This window comes from Pelagicoccus sp. SDUM812002 (genome assembly GCF_031127835.1).
Taxonomy (GTDB): domain Bacteria; phylum Verrucomicrobiota; class Verrucomicrobiia; order Opitutales; family Opitutaceae; genus Pelagicoccus.
In genome coordinates, this window is sequence record NZ_JARXHX010000007.1 from 49,605 (window position 1) to 71,028 (window position 21,424).

Here is a 21,424-nt window from a genome sequence, read left to right on the forward strand (position 1 = left end):
AGTTGCGCCTGCCTAAAATCACAGGTTAGGACCGCAAATGAATTTGATTTCCCGTGAGTAAGGGCGGAAATGGTCTGTTTCATCGCCATCGTGAGCAGTTTGGAGCCCTCCACTTGCAAATCCTGCCGACCGCAATGAAAATGGGCTCCTTCGGAACGACTGGAACTTTCCGCGGCCATATTCCCGACAGCCTCTGGTGTCATTTGTCGAGGGCTCAGGGATAGGTTGGCAGAGGATCCTCGATCCTCGCGAGTTGTCCCGATTTGAGGTGATCGAAGAATCCATTTTGCTTTAGTCGTAAATAGGGTCGGATCTGCTTTTGGTATAGAGGGCCTAGGTGGGACCGTAGGATTAGCTGGACGTTTCTATAGGATTTATTGAGTTTTGCTCTGGAAGTTCCGCAGAGTTGCAGAAAGCCGCGAGGCAAGATAGATGAAAATTTCGAAAAATACGGAAGTTAGGGGAGTCCTTAGTCGCAGGCGTTTTGGTCAGCTTTTGGCTGGTGTGCTGCTGCCGTCAATCGCGTCGGAACGCTCAATGGTGGCGTCCGAGGGTGGAAGCGAAACCTCGGAAGGATCGTGGGTAAATGTCAAAGCTTATGGAGTTAAAGGTGATGGCGTCGTCGACGATACATTTGCGTTAGTCCGTGCTGTAAAAGCCGCGAAAGGAAGGCCGGTTTTCTTCGAACCAGGGAAGTATTTAATCTCTTATTTACAGCTTTCAGGTGATCCGTCTGAACCTCATTTTATTGATTCTAACGCCTTAACTATTGTAGGGCGAGGTCAGGTTGAGATTATTTCGAAGTCGTTTGTTGGAGAGAGGCCACCTAAATCGCTCGGAGTCAAGTATGGTTTCACGGCTTCTGCATTGTCCCTTCATGGTTTTACGCGAATATCGATTCAGGGATTAACCTTTATTGGGCCGCTTTTTAGGAATATAATCGAAGATGTAAAGCCGTTAGTCGAAGGTAGGGGGACTTATAATGCCTATAATACGCGAACGAAAGCGATAAGCGTAAACTTTTCGGAAAACGTCACAATACAGGACGTTTTAAGCCGCCAGCATTACGGTGGGATTTACCTTCGCGAGTGTTCGGATAGCGTAGTGAAAAACGTCGAGCATCGCGAAAGTCGGCAGTCTTATCTCTTTCAGGACTGCGACAACCTAGTAGTCCGAAATGCAAAGTCATATCACGCTCGTTTTACTCTAGATAATGTCCCAAATGCATATGCTGATGGGAAAGTTTATGAAAGAAGTGGAACCGCACTGATATATACAATTGCACCGGAGGCTACCGGCGGAAAAACCGGCGTTAAGCGAGTTTCGGGATATGGATTTATCGTGGCTGGTTGCAGGAACTCGACCTTGGCCAACTGCTATTCGTACGCTGCAGGGAGCGATTGCTTTCGAGTTCAGAATGGTCCAACGGGTAGGCAGTCGGTAAGTGTTAGTTTTATCGATTGTGTTTCGGATACGGGAGCAAGGCATGGATTCAGTGTCTACGCTGGGAATTGTCTGAGAACCACATTCAAGAGGTGCGTGGTCACTGGTCTCGCCGACATCGATTTCTACAATGCTCAACCACCAACTACTCTAACCGAAGCTCGGAATCCAGTGGTGAATGCCGATTCAATTCATTCATTTTGGGCGTTCAGATTAAACCGATCTATAAACACGGCTTTGTATCATCAGGGGATCGATACAGTCTTCGAAGAATGCAGCGTGAAATCCAAAGATGACCTGAAAGTCAAAGATTTCTCCAAGCTGTCGCTTAGATTTATGAAAGCTCATGATGCTTACGGCCCGCAATGTTTGTATCAGGATCACGGTGCAACAAATGGAGTTGTTACGGGGTGCGTTTTTGCGGGGCAAGTCGAATCTAGGTCTGGGATGATTCAGTTTATGGGAGGAAGAAGCATTAAGTTCGAAGGGAATAGCGTGAGTACATCGACCGGACGTTCACGGGCTACCTCGACTGTATGTATTATCGGTTTGAGAAGCGACTATTCATCGTTAGAGCTAGTTTCAAATTCCTTGGAAGGCGGTATGTATTCCGTCTATATGGTAAACACATCAGGAACCTACTCGATTGAGGGGTTCGTCAGCTCAAATAACGTATTCTTGAATCCGGGAATTAGCGTATTTCGTGTAGTATTGGCGACGCATGTTTACAACCTAACCTCACTAGGTGATACGTTTCAAGGCCCAGCGTTGTGTTCGACGCTTTCAGGAGGAAAGCTTCAGGGTATTTTATTTAGAAATCCAACTTTGCGAGTTTCGAGTATTGGATTCAATACCGCTGATGAATCCGAGATGATTCGGTTCAGGCATTCCGACGAAGGACAAGGATCTAAGTAGGTTGCGATTTTGTGTGCTGTTGTTTTCACGCCGCAGCTGCGTTCAACGCTCTACTTTGGTGTCGGTTCACGATTTAGGTAGACCTCGAATCCTCTCGCTCGTTTGTCGTAGAGCGGGATCGATCTTCTGGGGGGACTTTCATTTTCGCCGAATTGTAGGACCCGCTTCAGGAAATCTTCCTTATGGCGTTTTTATGGGAACGTTTATACCGTGGCGATTGGGGTGACCGGCGATCCAACGGCACCAGTGAGGCGGAGTGGCGGGGCGGTCAGGAGGAAGCGTGACCGATTGTTGGTTTTTAGCCATTGGGCCAATTCTGCCAAGTACCATAGTTCCCCGAGGTGGATCCCTAGTTCGAACAGGCACCTTTTGTGTAAGGGTAGGCTCGTTCCACAACAATCATCCGTAAATGGTTTCCCAACTGCTTCCACGGCGAGATTGTCCGAGGCGATGGCGGCAATTCCGCTTTCGGTGATCCAATCGAGTAGTTTCTCGTCTCTTCCGTCGAGGACGGCGCAGGAAGTTTTGAGCCTTGTCTCTGGGTGGCCGTTCATGCTGAGAATCATCTGGTCGAGTCCAGTCCAGAGGCAAAGGATATCCCCTTTTTCGACGGTGACATTACCTTCATCCATGACTCGCTTAAGATCGTCGTACCCGACCTCCTTTCGAGGCGTTTCTCCGAACACGGAAAACAAGTCAACCATGACGCCGCGACCTTGAACTCCGTGCTCCGCCATATTTTCGATACCGAGAGACTGTGCCTTTGTGCCTTGAGGCGTGTCTGCAAGGAGAGCTTTCTCTGCAGGAAAGCCATTGTAATAAACAGGTTCGTCGACGCCGTCCCCGTTTGCATCAAATAAAGAGCCGCGGTGAGCTAGGCTATCCCACTGTGTAGAGTACTGTGTGTGGAGTAAAACGACATCATCCGCAGCAATGTCGGTCATTCTTGGATCAAATTTCTGCCAATTGTAATTATAGTATGGCTCTTCATTGCGAATAACGGGCCGTAGTTGCGGCGGGAATCTGACGGGACTGAGTAAGTTGCCCCCCGGGAGGTCCAGAGGTAGGCTTAGGCAAAAGGTTTTGCCGACTTTCACTTCGGCAACAGCCTGGAGGACTTTTCGGTGATCGATTAGGTTCAGCCGGCCTTTCTGGTCATTTTCTCCAAATTCGCCCCAGTTCGATCCTTTCGGGCGTTGTTTCCATCGTTTGTTTTTCATAGTCTCACTCAAGAGAGTAGTTTTTGCTATCGGATTTAGGCGTTGGCTCAATAGCTATCGTTACTTGGTTTTCGCCAGCACGGAGTCTATCATATCTCTTGCACTACCTAGATAGTTTGAAGGGTCGAGAAGCTGGTCCAGTTCGGAAACACTTATATGGGTCATGATCGCTTCATCGTTGATGAGAGCGTCTCGCAGTGAAATCCCCTCGTCATTGGCCCTGCCTGCTGCTTCGTAAACTAGCTCGTGGGCTTGACCTCTTCCAATCTTTGGGGCCAGGCCCATCATGACCGCCTCTGACATGAGAAGCCCGCCTCCAAGGGTTAAATTCCTCATCATTGAGGATTCGTTGACTTGGAGCCCTTCCAGCAGACGTTTGGAATGCATAAAACTCCCGGAAGCGAGGACGAATGCCTCTGGAATAACGATCCATTCAAGAGGTTGAGTTGCCACGGCCCGCTCGTGATCTTGGATCATCGCTGTCAGCATAGAGCTTGTTGATTCTTTGATGCGATTGCCAATAGCTATAATAATTGGGCTGCAAACCGGATTGCGCTTCTGGGGCATGGTGCTGCTTCCTCCGCGTCCGGGGGAAAATGGTTCCCGTAGTTCATCAATTTCGGTGCGCATCAGTGAGGCTACTTCGGTCGCGATCTTGGAGAGGGTAGAGCAGGTTAGAGATAGCCAGAAAATGAGTTCGGCCCAGCTATCGCGTGCTGTGTGCCAAGTTATGGAAGGTGTTTCTAACCCTAGTTCGCGGGCAAGCCTTTCGAGTACGCGTACGCCGTCCGCGCCGAGGGTGGAGAGAGTTCCAACTGCTCCGCCGAAGCTGCAAGTCAAAGCTCGTTGACGGACCTGTTGAAGTCGCTGGCGGTGGCGCAGCATTTCGTCCAGCCAGACTGCTGCCTTGTAGCCGAAGGTTACAGGTGCGGCATGTTGCTGAAACGTGCGACCGACCATGACGGTGTCACGGTGGACTTTAGCGAGGCTGGAAAGCGCGCAGATAATTGCGTTTAGATCCACTTCCAACAAACTAAGAGCTTCCTTCATTTGAAGGACCAAGCCGGTATCGATAATGTCCTGGGTCGTCGCCCCCCAGTGAACGTACTTTGCGGATTCCGGTTCGCAGGCCGAAGCGATTTGCTTGACTAGAGGTAGTATGGGGAAGCCAACTCTCTCGTAGTGTTCCTTCATTGAGGGAACATCTAGATTATCTATTCGTGCAGCTTGGGAGATGTTTTCGGCTGCTTCTGTAGGTATCAATCCTAACGAGGCCTCTGCTTTCGAGAGGGCGATTTCAGTTTCCAACCAAGAGCGAAAACGACTCTCGTCGGAAAAAACTGAACGCATTAGTGGCGTACTAAATGTATCGCAAAAGTAAGAGGAGTTTAGTAGCATTGTTAAAGTGTGTATTTTTCTAGCGTGCGGTCTCTCTGGGCTGCCTCGGATCTAAGTAGGTTCGTGGGGGTATAAATCTTTTCTTAGTTGCGGGTTTCCTTCGTTGTCGATCACCTCGACGCAGTTTAATGCTTTATTGATCTTTCGCTTTACTTCTTCTCTATCTCGGGCGCTGACAATGATGCTTCCTACTCTGTTGTTGCTAGTAAGTTCGAGCCCTACGTGCATTCCTTTTGTTTTGTACTGGTGAACGTGGTCGATTGTCCCGTCCTTTGTGGCGGATTCATCTATGTCGATGTGGTGGAAATCACATTCGTGAGAATAGAGAAATGTTTCTGCAAAGATAAAATCTGAAGGGGAAGGCAATATGTCGACAGTTTCGTGCAGGAATGAGCGAATTGATAGGTCGATTATATCGACTCCTGTTGCCAATTCGATCACTTTGAAACTTTCCCCGCCCCCAAATCTTGCAGCGAATTCTATGACGCTTATCCCGTCCTTGCCCGCAATCGCTTGAATCATTAGTGGACTATCTCTGATTTCTAGGGACGTTGCTATCCTTCCTGCGATTTCAATACTTTCTTTAATCTCCTCCTCTGATAACTCGGCTGGCCAAAAACATCCGTAAATCTGTTGTGCTGCGGTCGCTGTTGACGGAATCTTTCTTCGCTCTTTAGTTATGAGTAGTTTAGGAATTCCGTTATTTATATAGAAGTCCATCCCGACTTCTCTGCCTTCGATGAATTCCTCCACTATCGCTTCTCTTGATCTGCTTAATCTGATTGCGCTTTTGATGGCTTCACTGATCTGATCTTGTTTCTCTATTCTTTTGACTCCTTTAGAGCTGTTGCTATCGGAGGGTTTTACGATTAGGGGGTAATTGAGCGTAAGGCAATCAGTCTGACTGGGGTTTCGGATGGCTATAAAATCCGATGAAGGGATGTTATTGCTTCTCATGAACTCTTTCATGAGCAACTTGTTTGTGACGATATTCCCTTTCTCCGTGTTATACGGATGAGGAAGGTTTAGTGTCTCTGCCACTGAGCAAGCTATCAGGTTTGCCTGGTCGATGCATGAACTGATCACCAAAGCAGCGTTTTCGGCTATTGCTATTTCTAGAACTTTCTCTCGGTCGAGAGTGCTCGCTTGAATATGTTTGTCTGCGTGCGGAGCAGCGCAAGGTACTGAATAGTAGTCAATGAGGACCGTCTCGAATCCGCGAATAGACAGGTTCTTGAGTAGCTTTATGTGGGGGTACGTGCCGCCGAGGACAATGGCTGTTGGCTTGCTTTTATCCATCAAGTTTAGGTGCGTTTGCAAGGTGATTCATAATCCGTTGTTTCTGATCTTTGGGTATTATTTTCAGAATAGGCATGGTGGTGCGCATGCCCTTTTGGATTCGGACTTCAATGAACGATGGGCGATGCGAATTCTGCATTTGTCGAAGTGCTTGCCCCAGTTCTTCAGCGGATTCTACAAAGGAATCTAGGCTTCTGTATCCGGAAGCCGCAGCGATTGCTGTGAGGTTCGCCATGTGACCGACTGTAGGCTGCCCGCCGACTGATTCGTGAACGCCGTTATTTAGAACGACGTGTATTAGGTTTGGAAGTGAAAGGTTAGAAGAAATGGGTAGTGAGCCAAGGTGCATGATTGCAGCGCCATCTCCGTCGAGGCAGATTACTTGTCTTTTAGGTTCAGCAGTAGCCAGGCCGGTCGCAATAGAGAGTGAGTGTCCCATTGCTCCAACGTTCAGAAAATCAGCATCATGTGATTGGCCGAGATCCTCCCGGATAGCGTAGAGCTCTCGAGTTATCCGTCCGGTGGATGCTACGAATATAGCATCGTGAGTTGCGTTTTGTACAATTGTCCGAATCGCATTCTCCCTGCTGAGTTGGTATTTCTGTGTGGAAGCTTCGAAGCCTGATTTTTCCTTCTTTGCGAGTACGCCTTTACTTACTAGCAAGGCGGTGGGTTTCTGGTTTTTTCGGGCTGTTCTGACGGCCCAACTTGCCATTTCTGCACATTTACTATTGTTCGATTCAAGCGTTTGGTATGGTATTTCGAGCGCGTCAAGCAGAAGGGGACTGAGCTCACCTTGGCGTTGGTGTTGTGGCCAGTCTCCTGAACCTGGTTTTCCGCGCCAACCGATGAGTAGGACCATAGGTATGGAGTAAACGGTCGGGTTGGTGAGAGAGATAAGTGGATTGACTGCGTTGCCCATCCCCGAGTTCTGCATATAGACAAGGGGAATGGTCCCGGTAGCAAGGTGACGTCCTGCGGCGATGGCGATGGCGTTGCCTTCGTTTGCCGCTATGACGTGGGAATTGTTTGGCCAATGCGTATCTAGTCCGAGGCAGAAGTCATTGAGGAGTGTGTCCGGAACACCGGTGACGAAATCGACACCTTCAGTTTTGAGAAGTTTATAGAATGCAGATAGGTCAATCACGATGTTTTGGACTAGAGTAGGGTGGGATTTGGATTCTCAAAAAGAAACTTTCCAGAGAGTCTGGGAGATTAAGTACTGTATCAATAAGGGTGTTCGCCTGTTTTAGTGATATACCCCCAGAAGCGGATAAGGTAATAAATTTATCTTTCAATTCACTGTCTGACATAGGGTTTTCCGGTTCACCTTTTGGGAACACACTGGATGCTCGGATAACTTTTCCGCACGTATAGTGTATCTCTACAAGTGCTGCGCGCTTTTCTGGAACTTGGGCAGTTAATTCGGGATCCTCGATGATCGAGACTTTCTCTGCCAGACTGCAAGTAAAGGGGTCGCGAATGGCGTTTTCTGTGAAATCGCCAATGTTGGCTCCTCTCCTGACGAGGGAAATCGCAACCGATAACGGGATACTCATTTTTGCAGAGGAAATGCTACTTGCTCTGCGATGATCGTGACGACCGGCTAAGCCACCATAAGTGATGACTTTTATCTCTTTGATGTTCTGTAAGTTGAATGCGGGATTGTCGCCCACCGATATGCATGCTTCAATGGCGGGGTGGGCATGTCGACAGGCGGCGTACGGCTTAACGTATATTTTCAGAATCCAGAGCCCTGCGTCGCAGTCGTTTAGAATTCGCGAAGAGTCGCAACGATCGCTACACATGCTCAGAAATCCATTTGTACCTGAAAGCGAGTCTAGAGGGCCCGGAAAGCCTGCCTTCGCTACCATGAAGGACTGGACAGCGCTAGCTGCCGCATGAGCGGTGTTGAATGGCTTCAACTCTGAATCTCCGCCGATTACTTTGAGGGTTCCTGAGGCAGTCACGGCCGCAGCGGCTAGCGCGTGCTCTGTCTTTTCAAAGTCTAGACCTAGCATGGTAGCCAATCCGACAGCTGCACCGATAGAACCGCACGTTGCAGTTGGGTGATAGCCGCGTTGGTAGTGCGACGGTTGGATGGAGGTGGAGATGCGTAGGGTGGTTTCATAGCCTGCTACAATACCTAGGAGCAGGTCTGCTCGTCGGACTCGAAATTGTTCGGCGGCGGGTAGTAACGCAGAGAGGATTGGCGATCCGGGATGTACCATACCGAACCGCGCACCGTCGTCCATTTCCGCTACGTGAGAAGAGAGTCCGTTCACGAATGAGGCCATTAGCAACGAAACTTTTCGCGGGAATCCGATCGCCGTTGCTTTTCCGGCGGGCGGGCCATCCATTTCGAGCAGACTGCAGGCCTTCTTTTCCAACATACGTGCTCCGGCATAGGCAGCTCCGAGATAGTCTAGAAGGCAGCGCTTAGCTTGGTGCTCAACTTCAGGCGTCAACCCGGTTGTTCGTATTTGCGCTATGCGTTCGACGAGGGATTTTGACAGGTTTGTCGGCATCTTATGAAGACTAGTAAGCGAATGTCTTAAACTGAGGTGCGAAAGTAGTCCGGACACTCGGATTTCGCAGCACACCAAGCTTGGTCGTATGCCTTTGCGATAGTTTCTGGAAGAGGACCTTGAACGAGGATTCCGAGGTTTTGCTCCAGCTGGCATGCGTTTGAAGCTCCAATGATCAGTCCGTCTCCTAGGTCGCTGTCGAGACTCGAATGGAACGCAAGCCACCGGTACGCGCTTTCGACTAGCGAAATACCCAGTGTGTTGCAGGTGTCGTTGAGAATTGAGAGAGCGTCGAAGAAAGGTTTCTTCCAGTACCGACTGCGGTAGTTGGGTCTGTGTGTAAACCGTCCTGATATTGGTTCCTTCGAGAAGTCTTGATACTTTCCCGCAAGAATACCGCCCGCTAGCGGGTTGTAAGCGTAAAATCGTATGCCGAGGTGGCGTAGTGCGGGGATTAGCTCTCGCTCAACCGCTCTGCTCAAACCGTTATAAAGCCCTTGGTAGATCTCAGGCACAGGCCAGCCGCTTTTGTGGCAAAGATGCCAAATGTTTACTACTTCCCAAGCTGAAAAATTGCTCAGTCCGAATCGCTTGAATTTGCCCTCCCGGTAGAGTTCTGCACAAACCTCTAGCGTCTCGTTGATCGGGGTACTGGGATCGGGAAAATGGAGGTAAAGTATGTCTACCGAGTCCCGCTTCACGCGCTCGAGTGATTCATTGAGTTGCGAAGTTATAGCGTCACGGTCAAGTCTTCCCGTTACGCGGGGATTAACTTTGGTGGCTACCTGAGCGGAATCAATTAGAGATTCGGTTAGAATGTTCCCCAGGAAGCGTTCGCTGTCGCCTCCGTTGTAGACATATGCAGCGTCGATTTCCGTGTTCCCATGGTCAAGAAAGCGGCTAACCATCATGCGGCTAGTTTCCAGGTCAACCTGGGGGCCGAAGGTCATTGTACCGAGAATTAATCTCATTGTTGTCCTTTTACTCTGTCGATTTTAGATCAGGTGTAGAGTCCCTTCTCTGACTGGATGGCCTCTGGATAGTATTCACGGATTACGCGGTGAACGAGTGAAACCTGTTTGGCACGCTTTTTTGCGTCTTCGGCAGTGGATTCCCAAGAGTGTGTTTTGGCGACGGAACCACCTGTTTTCAGGTAAAGAGGGGAGGCAACTCGTATCATCTCTGGTACTTCGTAGTGCCGGATAAAGCCTCCCGAGGAGGCTGGGTTTTCGGTGTGGATGTCGAGCGGTATGTCGATGCATTGGCGTATCGCTGCGAGCATTTGCAACTGAATGTCGCGCACGGGATTGAAAGAATCTGCGCCGATTTCTTCAAGCAGTTTAGCGGAACATGGATTTCCGTGCCCTGTGTGTGCGGATATTTTGAATTTGCAGTCGCTGGGGATTTCGCCGATCTCACGAGCCTTGTTTAGTATCCAGAGATTGCCTTCATCGTAAATCAGGAAAGATCGGCAGCCAAGGCGCGCGGCGCGCTTCACATCTTCGATAGCCCGAACCACTTGTTCCTGTCCACGGAGCCGATATCCCATTCTTTGTCCCTCAGATGTCTGTACGGATGCGCTAGTGTCGTAGGTGGCACGAGGGCCCACAGCTAGGACAAGCTCGACTTTCCACGTGTGGGAAAGGCTTACCATTTGGGTGATTTCTTCATCACTAAGTAGCATTATGCCTTTAGTTTGAGTCACCCTATGAATAGGAACGCTCAGGGCCTCCGTTTCTTCTAAAAGTGCCTGCATTGTCTTTGGTCCTTGTATTCCAGGAACTTCAAATCGAAATTGGGCCCCATCGCTAAAGCGCTTATCGGAATCAGGGAGATTGTAGGCGTCTCCGGCTGGCAGTCCGACGGTGGTGAGAAATTTGCGGGTGTTGTTCATAAAAACTTTGGTGAGGCTTGAATTTATGTGTAGATGTTACGGTTCGAGTATTAACTTTATATAATCTGTCTCGCTTTCGATGACGCCGTATGCCTGAGCGCATGAATTGATTTTTTTTGCCCAGTTTCGGTGAGGGCTAATTTCATTCATCTTGTTCGCCTTCGCGCTCTTTACTACCCCTCCTTCAGCTTCCAGTATTTGAAGAGCATCTTCATATTCTTCTGCTGTGATAGCTTGCATTGCGTTTACGTATTTAAGATGGGAAGGATGGATAACTGTCTTTCCTACGAAACCATTTGCTTTGTCAATAAGGACTTCGCGCAAAAGGCCGTCGATTGCCTCGTTGACGATTGGGTTTCGATTCAAAAGTGATCGATGGATGTCTTCGCTAAGGAGATGTTCTAGATTTTCGTCGACATATGCTAGAAAGTATTCCCACACCGGGGCCGATACGATATAACCGTCTTCTGCCCGATTGAAATAATTGAGGATATCTGATAAACAATCGCGTACAGGTAGTATATCATATATTGATGAGTTTATTCCTCTGCGAACTCCAAAAAGAGATGAGAAGTCGGTGCCTCCTACGCGGATGTTGAGAATCCACTTCCGAAAAGGCTTAAGGACTGTCTTCAGCATGTTGAGCTCATCTACTCTGCTCTCCCGGAATGCAATCGTTCGACCTTCCAGTATGGGCATTCCGTACAGGAGTATTCCTAACTTTAGGTTGAGTTCACCTAATTGTTCGAGATAAATGTAGGCATTGTTACTATAAAATTTAGGGAAAACGAACCCGGTGAGTGCATCGGCTTGCTCGATAGTAAGAAGATTTGAGAATTTAATGAATTGGTCCGTGTTTCGAACTCTTATAAAAATGAGTGGGACTTCACTTCTTGCGATCAGGTTCGATTTGAGAGCGTTTGCTATTTCGTTGAGTTGGACAAGGACGTTTGTCTCGGCAGCTGCTAGCGCAGACTCTTCAATTGCGTCTTCTAAGCAGAAGACCATGGAGCTCAAATCGTCTAGTCGGCGTGCAAGGATCTTGCCCACGACGCTTTTGGTGCCAGGCATGTAAAGCGTAGCTCCTAAGCAATACTGAAGAAGAGACTTCTCAGTGTCCTTGTCGAACTTCACGGGTTCCTTGACGAAGGGAAAATCGCGTTTAGTTGTGTGGTGCCTCATTCGTTTTAGATACGGTTCAGGGGGATCGGAGGACTGTGTTGATTGAGTTTAGCTGTCTTATGCCGGTAGCATCGAGCTATTTTCTACTTTGTTAGTTGCCCTATTAGGAACTTGATTCGGCCCTTTGCGTGGTTCAACCGATTCTTCATCTTCTTTCTGAAGACCAGCCAATGAAACTCGTGCTCTGTCCACTCATCAAAATCGGACCACATTCTGAGAATGGCTTGATGGTGCTGGCTCTTGCGGTTCCAGTCTTTCATGGAGCTACTCCAAGAACCAAGTGTCATTCGTCGATAGACGCTCATGACGTCGTCGATGTATCCTATTTTTCCCTTAGATGCAAGGATGAGCATGAGTGGCGAGTCTCCGACAGGGGCCCTTTCGACCCATTCGGGACGTTCGATAATATGCTCTCTGTGAAACACCATGGAGTTGGTGGCCATGAATCCGCCGCCGTTTAATACGGCGTGCCTCATCTCGAACTTGTTGTCTGAAGGAGCGTCTTTCGGGCGATGGATGAAGAACTCGATCGGGTTATCAGCTTGAACGTGTTTCGAGGCGTGGAAGCATATTGAGCAATCTTTGTTTTTCTCCAAATAGTCTACTTGCTTTTGAAGTTTGTATGGGTCGGTCCAGTAATCATCTCCTTCGCATAATGCCATATACTTGCCGCGCGCTGCACGGATGCAACGTTGTCCGTTTGCCTTGCTGCCAACGTTGTAATCAGCGGTCAGTACTCGTATCGAATCTGGATGTTTTTTTGCATATTTGAATACTATTTCTCGGGTGCCGTCTTTACTGAAGTCCTCTCCGATTATGTATTCGATCGGGAATGTCGTTTTCTGCGACAGAATGCTATTTATACACTGTTCAATATACGGTCCATGCTGATATGTAGAGGTGCGAATTGAAACCAGCGGAACGGGGGCACTGTTCAGTACATTGTTTGGTATCTCGTACGAATCGCCAATCCGCCTCTCGATTTCTTCTTTTGGTAGCTTCATCGCGTTGGACCTCTTGGACTTTCTCGTTTCTCCATAGTTGCTGGGTGAAAGACTTTGGTCTATTGTTTAGCCTGACTTTTGCAGTCAGAAATGATCGAGCAGATTTTGAGAGCAGTTGGAATTTCTAGATTTGGGTATATTGGCAAGCATATTACCTCTTCTGCCTTTCGTTTCGCTGCTGGTAGGTTTGACGGAGCGGATGATTCGAGACCTTTGTACATGGGAAACTCGGTGATCAATGGGTAGAAGTAGCGTCGACCGAAGATTCCGTTGTCTTTCAATCGGTCGTATAGTTCGTCTCGTGTTATGCCATATATTCTCTCGTCAACGAAAATTGGAAAGTAAGAATGATTTGGAGTCATGCTTTCGCGCTCTGGTAGCAATGATATACCATCGATGGGGGAGAGCTTACTGCGATAGATATGTGCCAGCTTACTCCTCTTGTCGATGTTCGATTGATGGTGTTTCAGCTGCACTAAACCGAGAGCGGCCTGCATCTCGTTCATTTTGGAGTTGATGCCGGGAGCAATGACGGTTGTTTCTCCGGCAAATCCAAAGTTCTTGAGGAAATCGATTCGTTTTTTGGTTGCGTCGTCGTTGCAAATAAGGGCTCCTCCCTCCATTGTGTTGAAAACTTTAGTGGCGTGAAAGCTCAGCATGGAAAGATCTCCGAATCTACAGATTGATTGCTCGCGGTGGTTCACACCGAACGCATGTGCAGCATCGTAGATAACTTTAAGACCATACGTATCTGCAATTTCTTGGATTCGTTTGGTATCACATGGATTTCCGTAGACGTGAACGGGCAAGATTGCGGTCGTTTTGGGTGTGATCGCCGCTTCGATCTTTTCCGGGTCGAGATTACAGAATTCCGGCTCTATGTCTACGAACACCGGCTTTATGTTATTCCACCACAGGCTGTGTGATGTAGCTACAAAACTGTAGGGTGTAGTGATTACTTCACCTGTAATTCGCAGGACCTGTAGTGCCGTGACGAGCGCGAGCGTTCCGTTGGCAAAAAGTGAAATATAGGGGACGTCAAGATATTCTGCGAGTTCCTTTTCAAACTGCTGATGAAAAGGCCCATTATTCGTTAATTGTTTGTTCTTCCAGATTTGTTCTAGGTAAGGTATGAATTCATCGAGCTCAGGTAGGGAGGGTTGCGTTACGAAGATAGGATCGCTAAGGTTTTTCATTTTTAAAAATTGTGGAGGGTTTCAGTCTTTCCAAAACCAAATTCTTTATTTCGATGTAGTCCGAAAAGCGGGTTAATTCGCAATATGCAATAATGGAGCTTGCTCCTAGCGACATTTGAGCCAAGAGCGTCCAAAACCCGTTAGTTGGAGACGCAAGTCCTGCTATGTGGACGACTATACCCATACTGCAGGCTAGAGTGAAAGAAGGGACAATGTCTCTTATTTGTTGATAAATTGGATAGTTTATAAGTCTACCGCTCCATTGGCTATTCAAATAGTAGGAGATGAGTGTATTTATCATCATGCCTCCTATCATTGCTTTTATTCCGAATGCAATTCCAATTCCGAGGGGGACGGTGGCTAAAAGTTTCTTAATGATCTCTAATTTTAGAAACAGGTCAGACCTTCCGCGGGTTTTTAGTATATTAAGGTTCAGTGCATGTAGTGGGTAGAACATACCGATGAAGCAGAGCATTTGTAAATAAATTACTGCTGGTAACCATTTCTCACCGATTAGTGTGGTGATTAGAGACTCCGCTAGTGATGCCATGCCGATTACGAGTGTGAACGTTATGAAGACCGTGCAGCGTATGAGCTTTTGATAGGTTACTCTTAGTTGTGGAATGTCGCTTTGTATGCTGGATAGAATTGGATAGGTTACCCGTTGAATTACTGTAGTTATATTTTGAGCTGGAAGGTTGCGGAATTGAATTGCTCTTGTGTAGTATCCTAACTCGGAAATAGAAAAGAACTTTCCTATTACAATGAATTGGATGTTCTGGTAGGCACTACTAATTATACTGCTCGCTAGCAATTTGCTTCCGAAGTCAAAAAGTTCTTTGAAAGAATCTCTACTAAAGGTGAAGGAAGGGAGCCAGCGATTCCAACTCCATAGTAATAGTGAGTTTACTAGTTGTTTGTTAAGTTGGAGCGCTACTAAGCTCCACACTCCGAAATTATTGTATGCCATTGCTACGGCTCCGATGCCAGAAGTGGTTGAGGCAATTATCGAGATCCTAGCTTGCAGCTTGAAATTAACCTTCTTGATTAATTGTGTTTCTTGAATGGCAGTCAAAGATCGAATGATAGGGACGATGGAAAAGACTCGGAGTAGAGGTTCCAGTGTTGGCTCCTCGAAAAGCTGACTGATTGTGGGTGCACTGAGATAAAGTGTAAGGGACGCGAAAAGTCCCGCAGCTAGGTTGAAAAAGAAGACTGTTGAGTAGTCTGTTTGAGTGCATCTCTCTTTTCTAATGAGAGCCTGCGGGAATCCTCCATCGACGAGAGACTGCGAGATTGCGATGAAGAAAGTGAGTATGCCTACGAGTCCGAAGTCGTGAGGTAGAAGTATTCGTGCAAGAATAATTCCAACAACAAATTGTATACTAAGGTTGGCGAAATTGTCGACAAAGCTCCAAAGGAGACCGCTGGCAGTTTTTTGTTTTAAGGTCAAATTTTGGGCTCGATGCTTTTAGAAAGGCTTTTGACCTTCTCTCGCGAAAGTCGATTGGAGAGACAAGGGGTATTAAAACCAAGATTTAGACTAAGGTGAAAAGCAAGATACCAGTAAAATGAATTCTTGGAAATCGGCTGGTTTGTTCTGTCCGTGATCGCTTGGTAGTGAGTTCTTTTCGAAGATTGTTTCTAGTTTGGCTGCGATCATTTCAACGATATTTCTGCCAACGTGGGGATGTTAGGCTGCAGGATCAACTCTGTCGAGGTCAGCTAGTCGGCTCTAGGTAACTTAGGCCTTAAAAAGGTTTGTTGTGTTCTGAAGCTTCTTGTGCCGAAGCCTAACTCTGTTGCACGGTGGGCAAGTGAGCACGCTTCAGTTTGCTTAGCTTGTCCGGTCAGGTAATAAGATAGGTTCGAGGATTCGCCCTCAATTTTTGAGGTGTCGAAATGAACGTTGCTTCAAACTGCGAGTCGATGCGGTGCATCGAGAAGATTGGAATAGATTGTCCTGAGTGTTCAGTTCTCGAGACGGGTAAGTCTAGCGACCTTGTATCTTTAAGCTGCTAAAACGCATATGGTGTAGGCCGGGGGCTGCGGACGTGATCTGTATTGATTGGAAATTTGTAAATCAGGGTTCCTTCCTGGCGATGATCGAGGCTCCCCGTATGGAAAGTGTTTCGTTTGTCTTTTCATGGAACCGATTATCAGGTGTAATCTCTCCAGACTGTAACAGTCGTAGCGACCGCTTGTCTTCGGTTGGGTAGACGGAGACAGGTTTAATGCTATTAGAAGTGAATAACTCTATGTAATCATCGTGTCTCAGCCGGTTCATATACATATAACGGTTGCCGGCCAATTTTTCCCATTCAGAATCGCTATACTTTAGGAAATTAGCTGCACTAATTTTCTTATCGGAATGGGAGAAGTGGTCGCTGTAGTCTATGCGGTGAATGAAGAGCCCGTCTTTTTTGATAATTCTTGCTCCTTCTCGTAGAATGCTCCGCAGGATACTTGGTGGGACATGCTCGAAAACGGTGTAGGATATATGATAGTCTATGGAGTCGGGGGTTAAGCCTGTATCTGACGCGTCACCCGGCGCGACATACTCTATTTGCGTATGCTGGAGAAAATCATCGATCGAATAACGTTTGCTTTTGCTGAATTCACTGAGGCTTTCGAACCGCTCATCCATGAGTTGTTCTCCGTAGATAGAGCGTATCTGTTCGTGGTTGGATTGAATGTGTCGCAATGACTCTCTGATTAGTTCAAGCTTGAGATAAGGGTTGGCATCATATGTATATGTTTTTTTCGCTCCTAAGAGCCACAGTGACAGTGGAACAATGGGGGCTCTGCCGGTGCCCACTTCGAGAAAGACCTTGTCGCTTGGATTTTGGTCGAGGCTGGAAATTAGGTTCCAAATCCAAACGCCGGTGCCTAATCTCGGTTCGGGGTTAAACACTTTTAGATTTCCGAAGCGACGTTGAATCCAGTAGTATAGCTCGTAGGAAACGCCGGATGGAAGGGACGCAACTCCGTTTTGTATAGCCGACTTAATCTTCCAATTCATTTGTTATCTGTTGGTTGGTGGTAAGCAAAATATGCCGCATTTCTTTTGAGGCGTAATATTGTAAAAGTATCAGTGGAATGCTATTTAAAAACGAAGTCAATGATTACCTAGGGGGATGGTGTCTGGAGTGCGTTATGACTCACCTCAAAGTATTGCTGTTTCGTAGGTTTCGTGGTGCTTTGCTTTCGCCCATTTGAGTTGTTTTTGAGGTGGCTTTGATGCAAGGGTACAGTACGGGCAAGATGCTTCGGAGGTTCGTATGGCCGTTTTCTTGAAGTTCTTCAATTGTTTTTAATAAAGTGTAAGGCATCAGGGTTTGCAAAAAGTGGCAACATTCTTCAAGAAGGTTTGTTTTATCAAAATGCTATTGCGTGCGTAATGTAGAATACCGCATCAACTGTTGAAGCGCGTAGAAGTTTGCGAGTTCTAGGATTAGGAAGAAGACGGGTCTTGTCGTGCAGCGTCGGCGTCTGTTTGTTCTGTAGCCATCCTGTTCAGGGCAGCCTTATTCCTTAGTTGTCGGTCTCGATCTAGAAACCATCCCCATTTGTTAAAATAACGAATGTAGGAGGTTATCGCAACAAATAGCAGCCGAGTGCTATGCCTCGAACCATTCCCATATTTATGATATGCGGTTGCCGTAGGAACGTAGTAGGCTTTGTATGTACGTGTGATCTGTCTTGTTAGATCGAAATCTTCAAAGTAAAGGAAGAAACGCTCATCAAAACGGCATCCAGCGGTTATAGCAACGCCTTTTATGAAGGCAAAGCATCCGGAAACAACGTTGATTTCAGATGGCCGCTTTTGGTCGATTTGATGCAGTTCGAATTTTTGATTGATTGAATGTTTAAATGCAGCCAGTGCCGGTAGTCTTCGTACTGGAAAGGTTAGGGGCGTTGGCAGCAGTTTTAGTAAATGTTGGACTGTGCCGTCGGTGTTGAGAATCTTTGGAATGCAGATGCCTGCATTTGGATTTGCGATTGCGAAGGTGCAGAGGTTCTCAATTGTTTGTAGGTTGAATGACACGTCGGGATTTAAAATAAGGTGAAAATCCTCTGTACGTTCCGGTTCGTTTAACGCGACGTTGTGACCAGCACCAAACCCAGGGTTGCTTGGATTGTGGATGTATTTGACAGTGCAGTGTTCTGAAATGGTCGCTAGTTCAATTGATGGTGAATGATCGATGACAACGATTCTTTTTACGCGATCAGACTGAAGTAGGCAGTCGACTACAGCTTTTACCTCCTCGTAGGTGTTGTTGAACGCTACGATTGAAGCGGAAATTGTCTCTTTTTCGGATTTCATTTTAGCGACTCTGGATGGCTATTTTGTGGGGATTTAACAATAGGAGCGAAGCTATCGTTGGTTGTGTCGCTTCCCTGTTGGTTCCAGGGTCGCTGCGTAACGATTGCGAGGTGGTTTGAGGGGTGATTGATAGATGTCCATTTTTCAGTTCCTATGTATGCTTTATTAATGGCTTCTACGTGGAAGCTATCGCTTTCGAAAACGGCAGCCTGTGCGTGAAGGCAAGAGTAGGATTTCGGGAGGCCTTCTACGATGGGTCTGCTGGTCAGCCTGCCGGCTAGTACTGTCGGCATCTGAATTTCAAGTATATGTTTTGATATTTCTCAGACATCTTTTGAGCGGAGAAATGCTTGCAGGCGATATGTCGAAACGCTATTCCGGCTCTTTTGGACCTTCGGTTCGAAGCAGCGAGGATCTTCTTTGCCAGATCATTGACGTCTGTTGGGTGAAACAAAAATGCTTTTGGAGTTGGATGTTTTGATAGTAGTTCGCGATGCTCGGGGATGTCCGAAATAAGCAATTCCAAACCTGTGGACATGGCTTCCAAGACTGAATTAGGTAAGCCTTCGGATCTTGAAGCTGATACTAGCAGGTCAGCGGAATGGTATAAGTTTATGATATCTTGAACGAGGCCTAAAAAGTGTATATTTCTGCAGCCGTACCGATTTTTCAAACTATCTCTCAGTTCACCACCTCCTGCAATAAGGAGGTGTGCGTTAATGTTTAATCTTTTGAATGCGACTATTATCGTTTCTACGTTTTTGCGAGTAATCAGGTTGCCGGATACTAAAATGTAATATGAATCCTGATCTAGGTTAAGCGCTTGTCGTGATTCTTTTTTGCTTTGTTGACTAGTCTGTGAAAATCGACGTGTTTCGACTCCATTCTGTACCACCTGTGAGCGTATCCTGTTGAAGTACTCTATTCGCTTTCGGATTGCATAGGAACACGAAACAACGTTCGTGATGGAAAGTAGGGTGAGGTGTAGGCGAGCGATGACTTGAGCTTTTCGTCCTCCAAATATGTCCCGATAGTCGTAAGGAGGGTAGTTGCGAAGGGTTGCTAGGTGTTGCGTGGGAAATAGTAGAAACCCTAGGGTATCTGCGATGACTCCTTGCGTGTGAACGACGTCTGGAGCGATCTTAATCGCTTTGTGCGCATTCCTTAGGAGTGAGTATGCATTGGTTGTCTTCTTTTTCAGGTTAAGTGACTGAACGTCTATTCCTTCTTTCTCGAACTGATCTAGCAGTGATTGTTTGGGTTCCTCGAATATAGTTAGAATAATGGGTCGAAATGTAGAACGCGGTAGATTGCGTATCAAGTATAGCAGCTGGTTCGTTGGGCCAGCACGTACCAAGCAGGATGCAATGAAAAGCACGCGAACTCTGTGGCCGCGGACATTGTTCGTCTTCGCAAGTGACTTGTGTTTTTGCGGGATGTTTTGATTGTCCGGTTGGCCTTGCGATAGGTTCGTGTGGCCTGTTCTGGTTTCGTAGCATAGTTTCCCAGACTTGCTGATCGAGGTCATTGCTTTTTTAGTGATAGTAGAGGAGATTAGTGCTTTACGAGTTGTTTAGAAAGCTAGCTATGTTAATACGCCATTTTTCTAATAAGAATAAATTTGTCTAAATGTTTGTTTGTGAAAATTGTTCGTATCCTTAGGGAGCTGAAGTCCTCTTGCTTGATCGACTTCTCTGGCTCGTGGTAGTTGTTTTTGAACCAAAGTCTATTCTACGGGAAGCGCCCTAGCCAATTTCGACCGAATCTGGGATTGTGTGATAACCCGGTCGTTTGGCTGTTATGTTGGATTGGAGGTCCGTGTAGTATAATTTCAGGAAGATTACCGTGGCGTAGAGAATGGTCATTGAGAAATTATTGTATTGAACCATTCCGAAACCTGCTAGTAGAAGAAACGCCGATAGCGTCTTGATGGCCTTGTAATACGGATGTCTACGTTTTACGCTAAAAAACATATAGAGGATTGGGACGTAGTACAGAATCAATCCCGCTACGCCAGCGTTCAATAACATCTCGATGTAATTGTTGTGACTGTAGAAGCCCTCTTCTTCTCCTCGTGCTTCAAGACCTGGAGGGATGAGGACGAGCCTTGAGTTGTCTACGCCTACTCCCGTTATTGGATTTTCGGAAGCCACTTTTAGGCCTTCGACCGCTAGCCACATGCGCAGGAGAGCGCTTTGGCTAGCATCCAATTCGGTTGGGTTGTAAAAGGCTACGGCGACACTGTTTATGCGCTGCTGAATGCTTGGGAGCAGTAGGTATGCAGCTATGACGACAATGGTCCCTGTCGCTATGGCAATTACCCGCCTTCGTAGTCCTGACGATAAATAGAGTGGGTAAAATAGCACAAAAAAGAAGAAGAGAAAGCCCTTTAAGGAAAGCGTGGCTAAGATCATAATTCCCCCAACGGCTATTAAAAAACCTTTGAGGAAGTTTCCTCGGGCAAAAAACAGCATCATCGATAAGAGTGAAATGGTTTGAATCGCGAACTCGTTGCGGTTTCGGAGTATACCAGAAAAGTTTCCGGCTTTATATTCATAGGATCCGTTTGACCAAAGTAGGAAAAAACACAAATTTAATATAATCCAAGACGAAGTTGTAATGGTGATCGCTTGAGGGTATAGATGTTGCCTAGAGAATACTGTTATGATTGTGAATGCAGCAATAATATTGAAGGTTATTGATAGTGAAAGTTTCTCCAAGTGTAGGGAGATGTCTATTGCGAAAGGGGTAATTATAAGGGCAAAGAAAGTCCAGAGTAGTGGAAGAAGGATTGTATAGGCCTCTTTTTTTGCTATTCTTCTACGCAATAGGATAAAAATTGAGACGAAGCCGGAGATTAATATACCTGAAGACCAATCCAGAAAACGTATTTTGTATTCTGACAAACTAAATATCAATAGGAGATAAAATGCAAAGGCACCAAATATCCAGCTGCCTTTGGGAGCCCACGAATACATCTTTCGAGAGCCTTCTAGGTTATTCTTTGATTGGATCACG

The 21,424-nt window shown here is 46.9% G+C and carries 16 protein-coding genes; 1 reads left to right on the top strand and 15 read right to left on the bottom strand.

Annotated features, from left to right (window positions below; genetic code table 11):
* The first annotated feature begins 432 nt into the window (after positions 1 to 432).
* Positions 433 to 2,358 (top strand): glycosyl hydrolase family 28-related protein, encoded by a 1,926-nt coding sequence (locus QEH53_RS11870; protein WP_309023411.1) that lies wholly within the window; start codon positions 433 to 435, stop codon positions 2,356 to 2,358.
* A 203-nt stretch (positions 2,359 to 2,561) separates the two neighbouring features.
* Here QEH53_RS11870 and QEH53_RS11875 read toward each other — a convergent pair whose 3' ends face one another.
* The 15 genes from QEH53_RS11875 to QEH53_RS11940 form a co-directional block, all read right to left on the bottom strand.
* Entirely contained in the window at positions 2,562 to 3,578 is a 1,017-nt protein-coding gene (locus tag QEH53_RS11875; protein WP_309023412.1) for a cyclase family protein, read from the bottom strand.
* Positions 3,579 to 3,638: 60 nt separating this feature from the next.
* A complete protein-coding gene (locus QEH53_RS11880; protein WP_309023413.1) occupies positions 3,639 to 4,928 on the bottom strand; it encodes an adenylosuccinate lyase family protein in 1,290 nt (429 codons plus the stop codon).
* A 99-nt stretch (positions 4,929 to 5,027) separates the two neighbouring features.
* On the bottom strand, positions 5,028 to 6,275 hold the full coding sequence (locus QEH53_RS11885) for an ATP-grasp domain-containing protein (RefSeq protein ID WP_309023414.1): 1,248 nt from the start codon (positions 6,273 to 6,275) through the stop codon (positions 5,028 to 5,030).
* Entirely contained in the window at positions 6,268 to 7,422 is a 1,155-nt protein-coding gene (gene aepY / locus QEH53_RS11890; RefSeq protein WP_309023415.1) for a phosphonopyruvate decarboxylase, read from the bottom strand. The genes QEH53_RS11885 and aepY overlap by 8 nt, the downstream gene beginning before the upstream one ends.
* Complete coding sequence (locus QEH53_RS11895; RefSeq protein WP_309023416.1) at positions 7,415 to 8,803, bottom strand: MmgE/PrpD family protein; 1,389 nt, start codon at positions 8,801 to 8,803, stop codon at positions 7,415 to 7,417. The genes aepY and QEH53_RS11895 overlap by 8 nt, the downstream gene beginning before the upstream one ends.
* A 26-nt stretch (positions 8,804 to 8,829) precedes the next feature.
* Complete coding sequence (locus QEH53_RS11900; RefSeq protein ID WP_309023417.1) at positions 8,830 to 9,774, bottom strand: aldo/keto reductase; 945 nt, start codon at positions 9,772 to 9,774, stop codon at positions 8,830 to 8,832.
* Between the two features lie 29 nt (positions 9,775 to 9,803).
* Entirely contained in the window at positions 9,804 to 10,697 is an 894-nt protein-coding gene (locus tag QEH53_RS11905; protein WP_309023418.1) for a hypothetical protein, read from the bottom strand.
* Between the two features lie 36 nt (positions 10,698 to 10,733).
* On the bottom strand, positions 10,734 to 11,879 hold the full coding sequence (locus QEH53_RS11910; RefSeq protein WP_309023419.1) for an HpcH/HpaI aldolase/citrate lyase family protein: 1,146 nt from the start codon (positions 11,877 to 11,879) through the stop codon (positions 10,734 to 10,736).
* 83 nt (positions 11,880 to 11,962) lie between these two features.
* Entirely contained in the window at positions 11,963 to 12,883 is a 921-nt protein-coding gene (locus QEH53_RS11915) for a glycosyltransferase (protein WP_309023420.1), read from the bottom strand.
* 59 nt (positions 12,884 to 12,942) lie between these two features.
* Positions 12,943 to 14,079, bottom strand: coding sequence for a DegT/DnrJ/EryC1/StrS family aminotransferase (locus tag QEH53_RS11920; RefSeq protein WP_309023421.1), 1,137 nt, complete (start codon positions 14,077 to 14,079; stop codon positions 12,943 to 12,945).
* Positions 14,066 to 15,532, bottom strand: a complete 1,467-nt coding sequence (locus tag QEH53_RS11925; RefSeq protein WP_309023422.1) for a lipopolysaccharide biosynthesis protein — start codon at positions 15,530 to 15,532, stop codon at positions 14,066 to 14,068. Before QEH53_RS11925 ends, QEH53_RS11920 begins: the two co-directional genes overlap by 14 nt.
* A gap of 630 nt (positions 15,533 to 16,162) precedes the next feature.
* Positions 16,163 to 17,101, bottom strand: coding sequence for a methyltransferase domain-containing protein (locus tag QEH53_RS11930; protein WP_309023423.1), 939 nt, complete (start codon positions 17,099 to 17,101; stop codon positions 16,163 to 16,165).
* Positions 17,102 to 17,533: 432 nt separating this feature from the next.
* Positions 17,534 to 18,406: a glycosyltransferase family 2 protein gene (locus tag QEH53_RS11935; protein WP_309023424.1), complete on the bottom strand. Its 873-nt coding sequence runs from the start codon at positions 18,404 to 18,406 to the stop codon at positions 17,534 to 17,536.
* Positions 18,407 to 18,683: 277 nt separating this feature from the next.
* The gene (locus QEH53_RS24455) at positions 18,684 to 19,934 is read right to left on the bottom strand and encodes a glycosyltransferase family 4 protein (RefSeq protein ID WP_369426440.1); all 1,251 of its coding nucleotides are present in this window, start codon (positions 19,932 to 19,934) and stop codon (positions 18,684 to 18,686) included.
* A gap of 217 nt (positions 19,935 to 20,151) precedes the next feature.
* A complete protein-coding gene (locus QEH53_RS11940; RefSeq protein ID WP_309023425.1) occupies positions 20,152 to 21,423 on the bottom strand; it encodes an O-antigen ligase family protein in 1,272 nt (423 codons plus the stop codon).
* Between the last annotated feature and the right edge of the window lies 1 nt (position 21,424).

What these genes read in the sequence shown, in the direction of transcription:
- QEH53_RS11870 (WP_309023411.1), top strand. Translation starts at nt 433, where the DNA reads ATGAAAATTTCGAAAAATACGGAAGTTAGGGGAGTCCTTAGTCGCAGG.
- QEH53_RS11875 (WP_309023412.1), bottom strand. Translation starts at nt 3,578, where the DNA reads ATGAAAAACAAACGATGGAAACAACGCCCGAAAGGATCGAACTGGGGC.
- QEH53_RS11880 (WP_309023413.1), bottom strand. Translation starts at nt 4,928, where the DNA reads ATGCGTTCAGTTTTTTCCGACGAGAGTCGTTTTCGCTCTTGGTTGGAA.
- QEH53_RS11885 (WP_309023414.1), bottom strand. Translation starts at nt 6,275, where the DNA reads ATGGATAAAAGCAAGCCAACAGCCATTGTCCTCGGCGGCACGTACCCC.
- QEH53_RS11895 (WP_309023416.1), bottom strand. Translation starts at nt 8,803, where the DNA reads ATGCCGACAAACCTGTCAAAATCCCTCGTCGAACGCATAGCGCAAATA.
- QEH53_RS11900 (WP_309023417.1), bottom strand. Translation starts at nt 9,774, where the DNA reads ATGAGATTAATTCTCGGTACAATGACCTTCGGCCCCCAGGTTGACCTG.
- QEH53_RS11905 (WP_309023418.1), bottom strand. Translation starts at nt 10,697, where the DNA reads ATGAACAACACCCGCAAATTTCTCACCACCGTCGGACTGCCAGCCGGA.
- QEH53_RS11910 (WP_309023419.1), bottom strand. Translation starts at nt 11,879, where the DNA reads ATGAGGCACCACACAACTAAACGCGATTTTCCCTTCGTCAAGGAACCC.
- QEH53_RS11915 (WP_309023420.1), bottom strand. Translation starts at nt 12,883, where the DNA reads ATGAAGCTACCAAAAGAAGAAATCGAGAGGCGGATTGGCGATTCGTAC.
- QEH53_RS11920 (WP_309023421.1), bottom strand. Translation starts at nt 14,079, where the DNA reads ATGAAAAACCTTAGCGATCCTATCTTCGTAACGCAACCCTCCCTACCT.
- QEH53_RS11930 (WP_309023423.1), bottom strand. Translation starts at nt 17,101, where the DNA reads ATGAATTGGAAGATTAAGTCGGCTATACAAAACGGAGTTGCGTCCCTT.
- QEH53_RS11935 (WP_309023424.1), bottom strand. Translation starts at nt 18,406, where the DNA reads ATGAAATCCGAAAAAGAGACAATTTCCGCTTCAATCGTAGCGTTCAAC.
- QEH53_RS24455 (WP_369426440.1), bottom strand. Translation starts at nt 19,934, where the DNA reads ATGACCTCGATCAGCAAGTCTGGGAAACTATGCTACGAAACCAGAACA.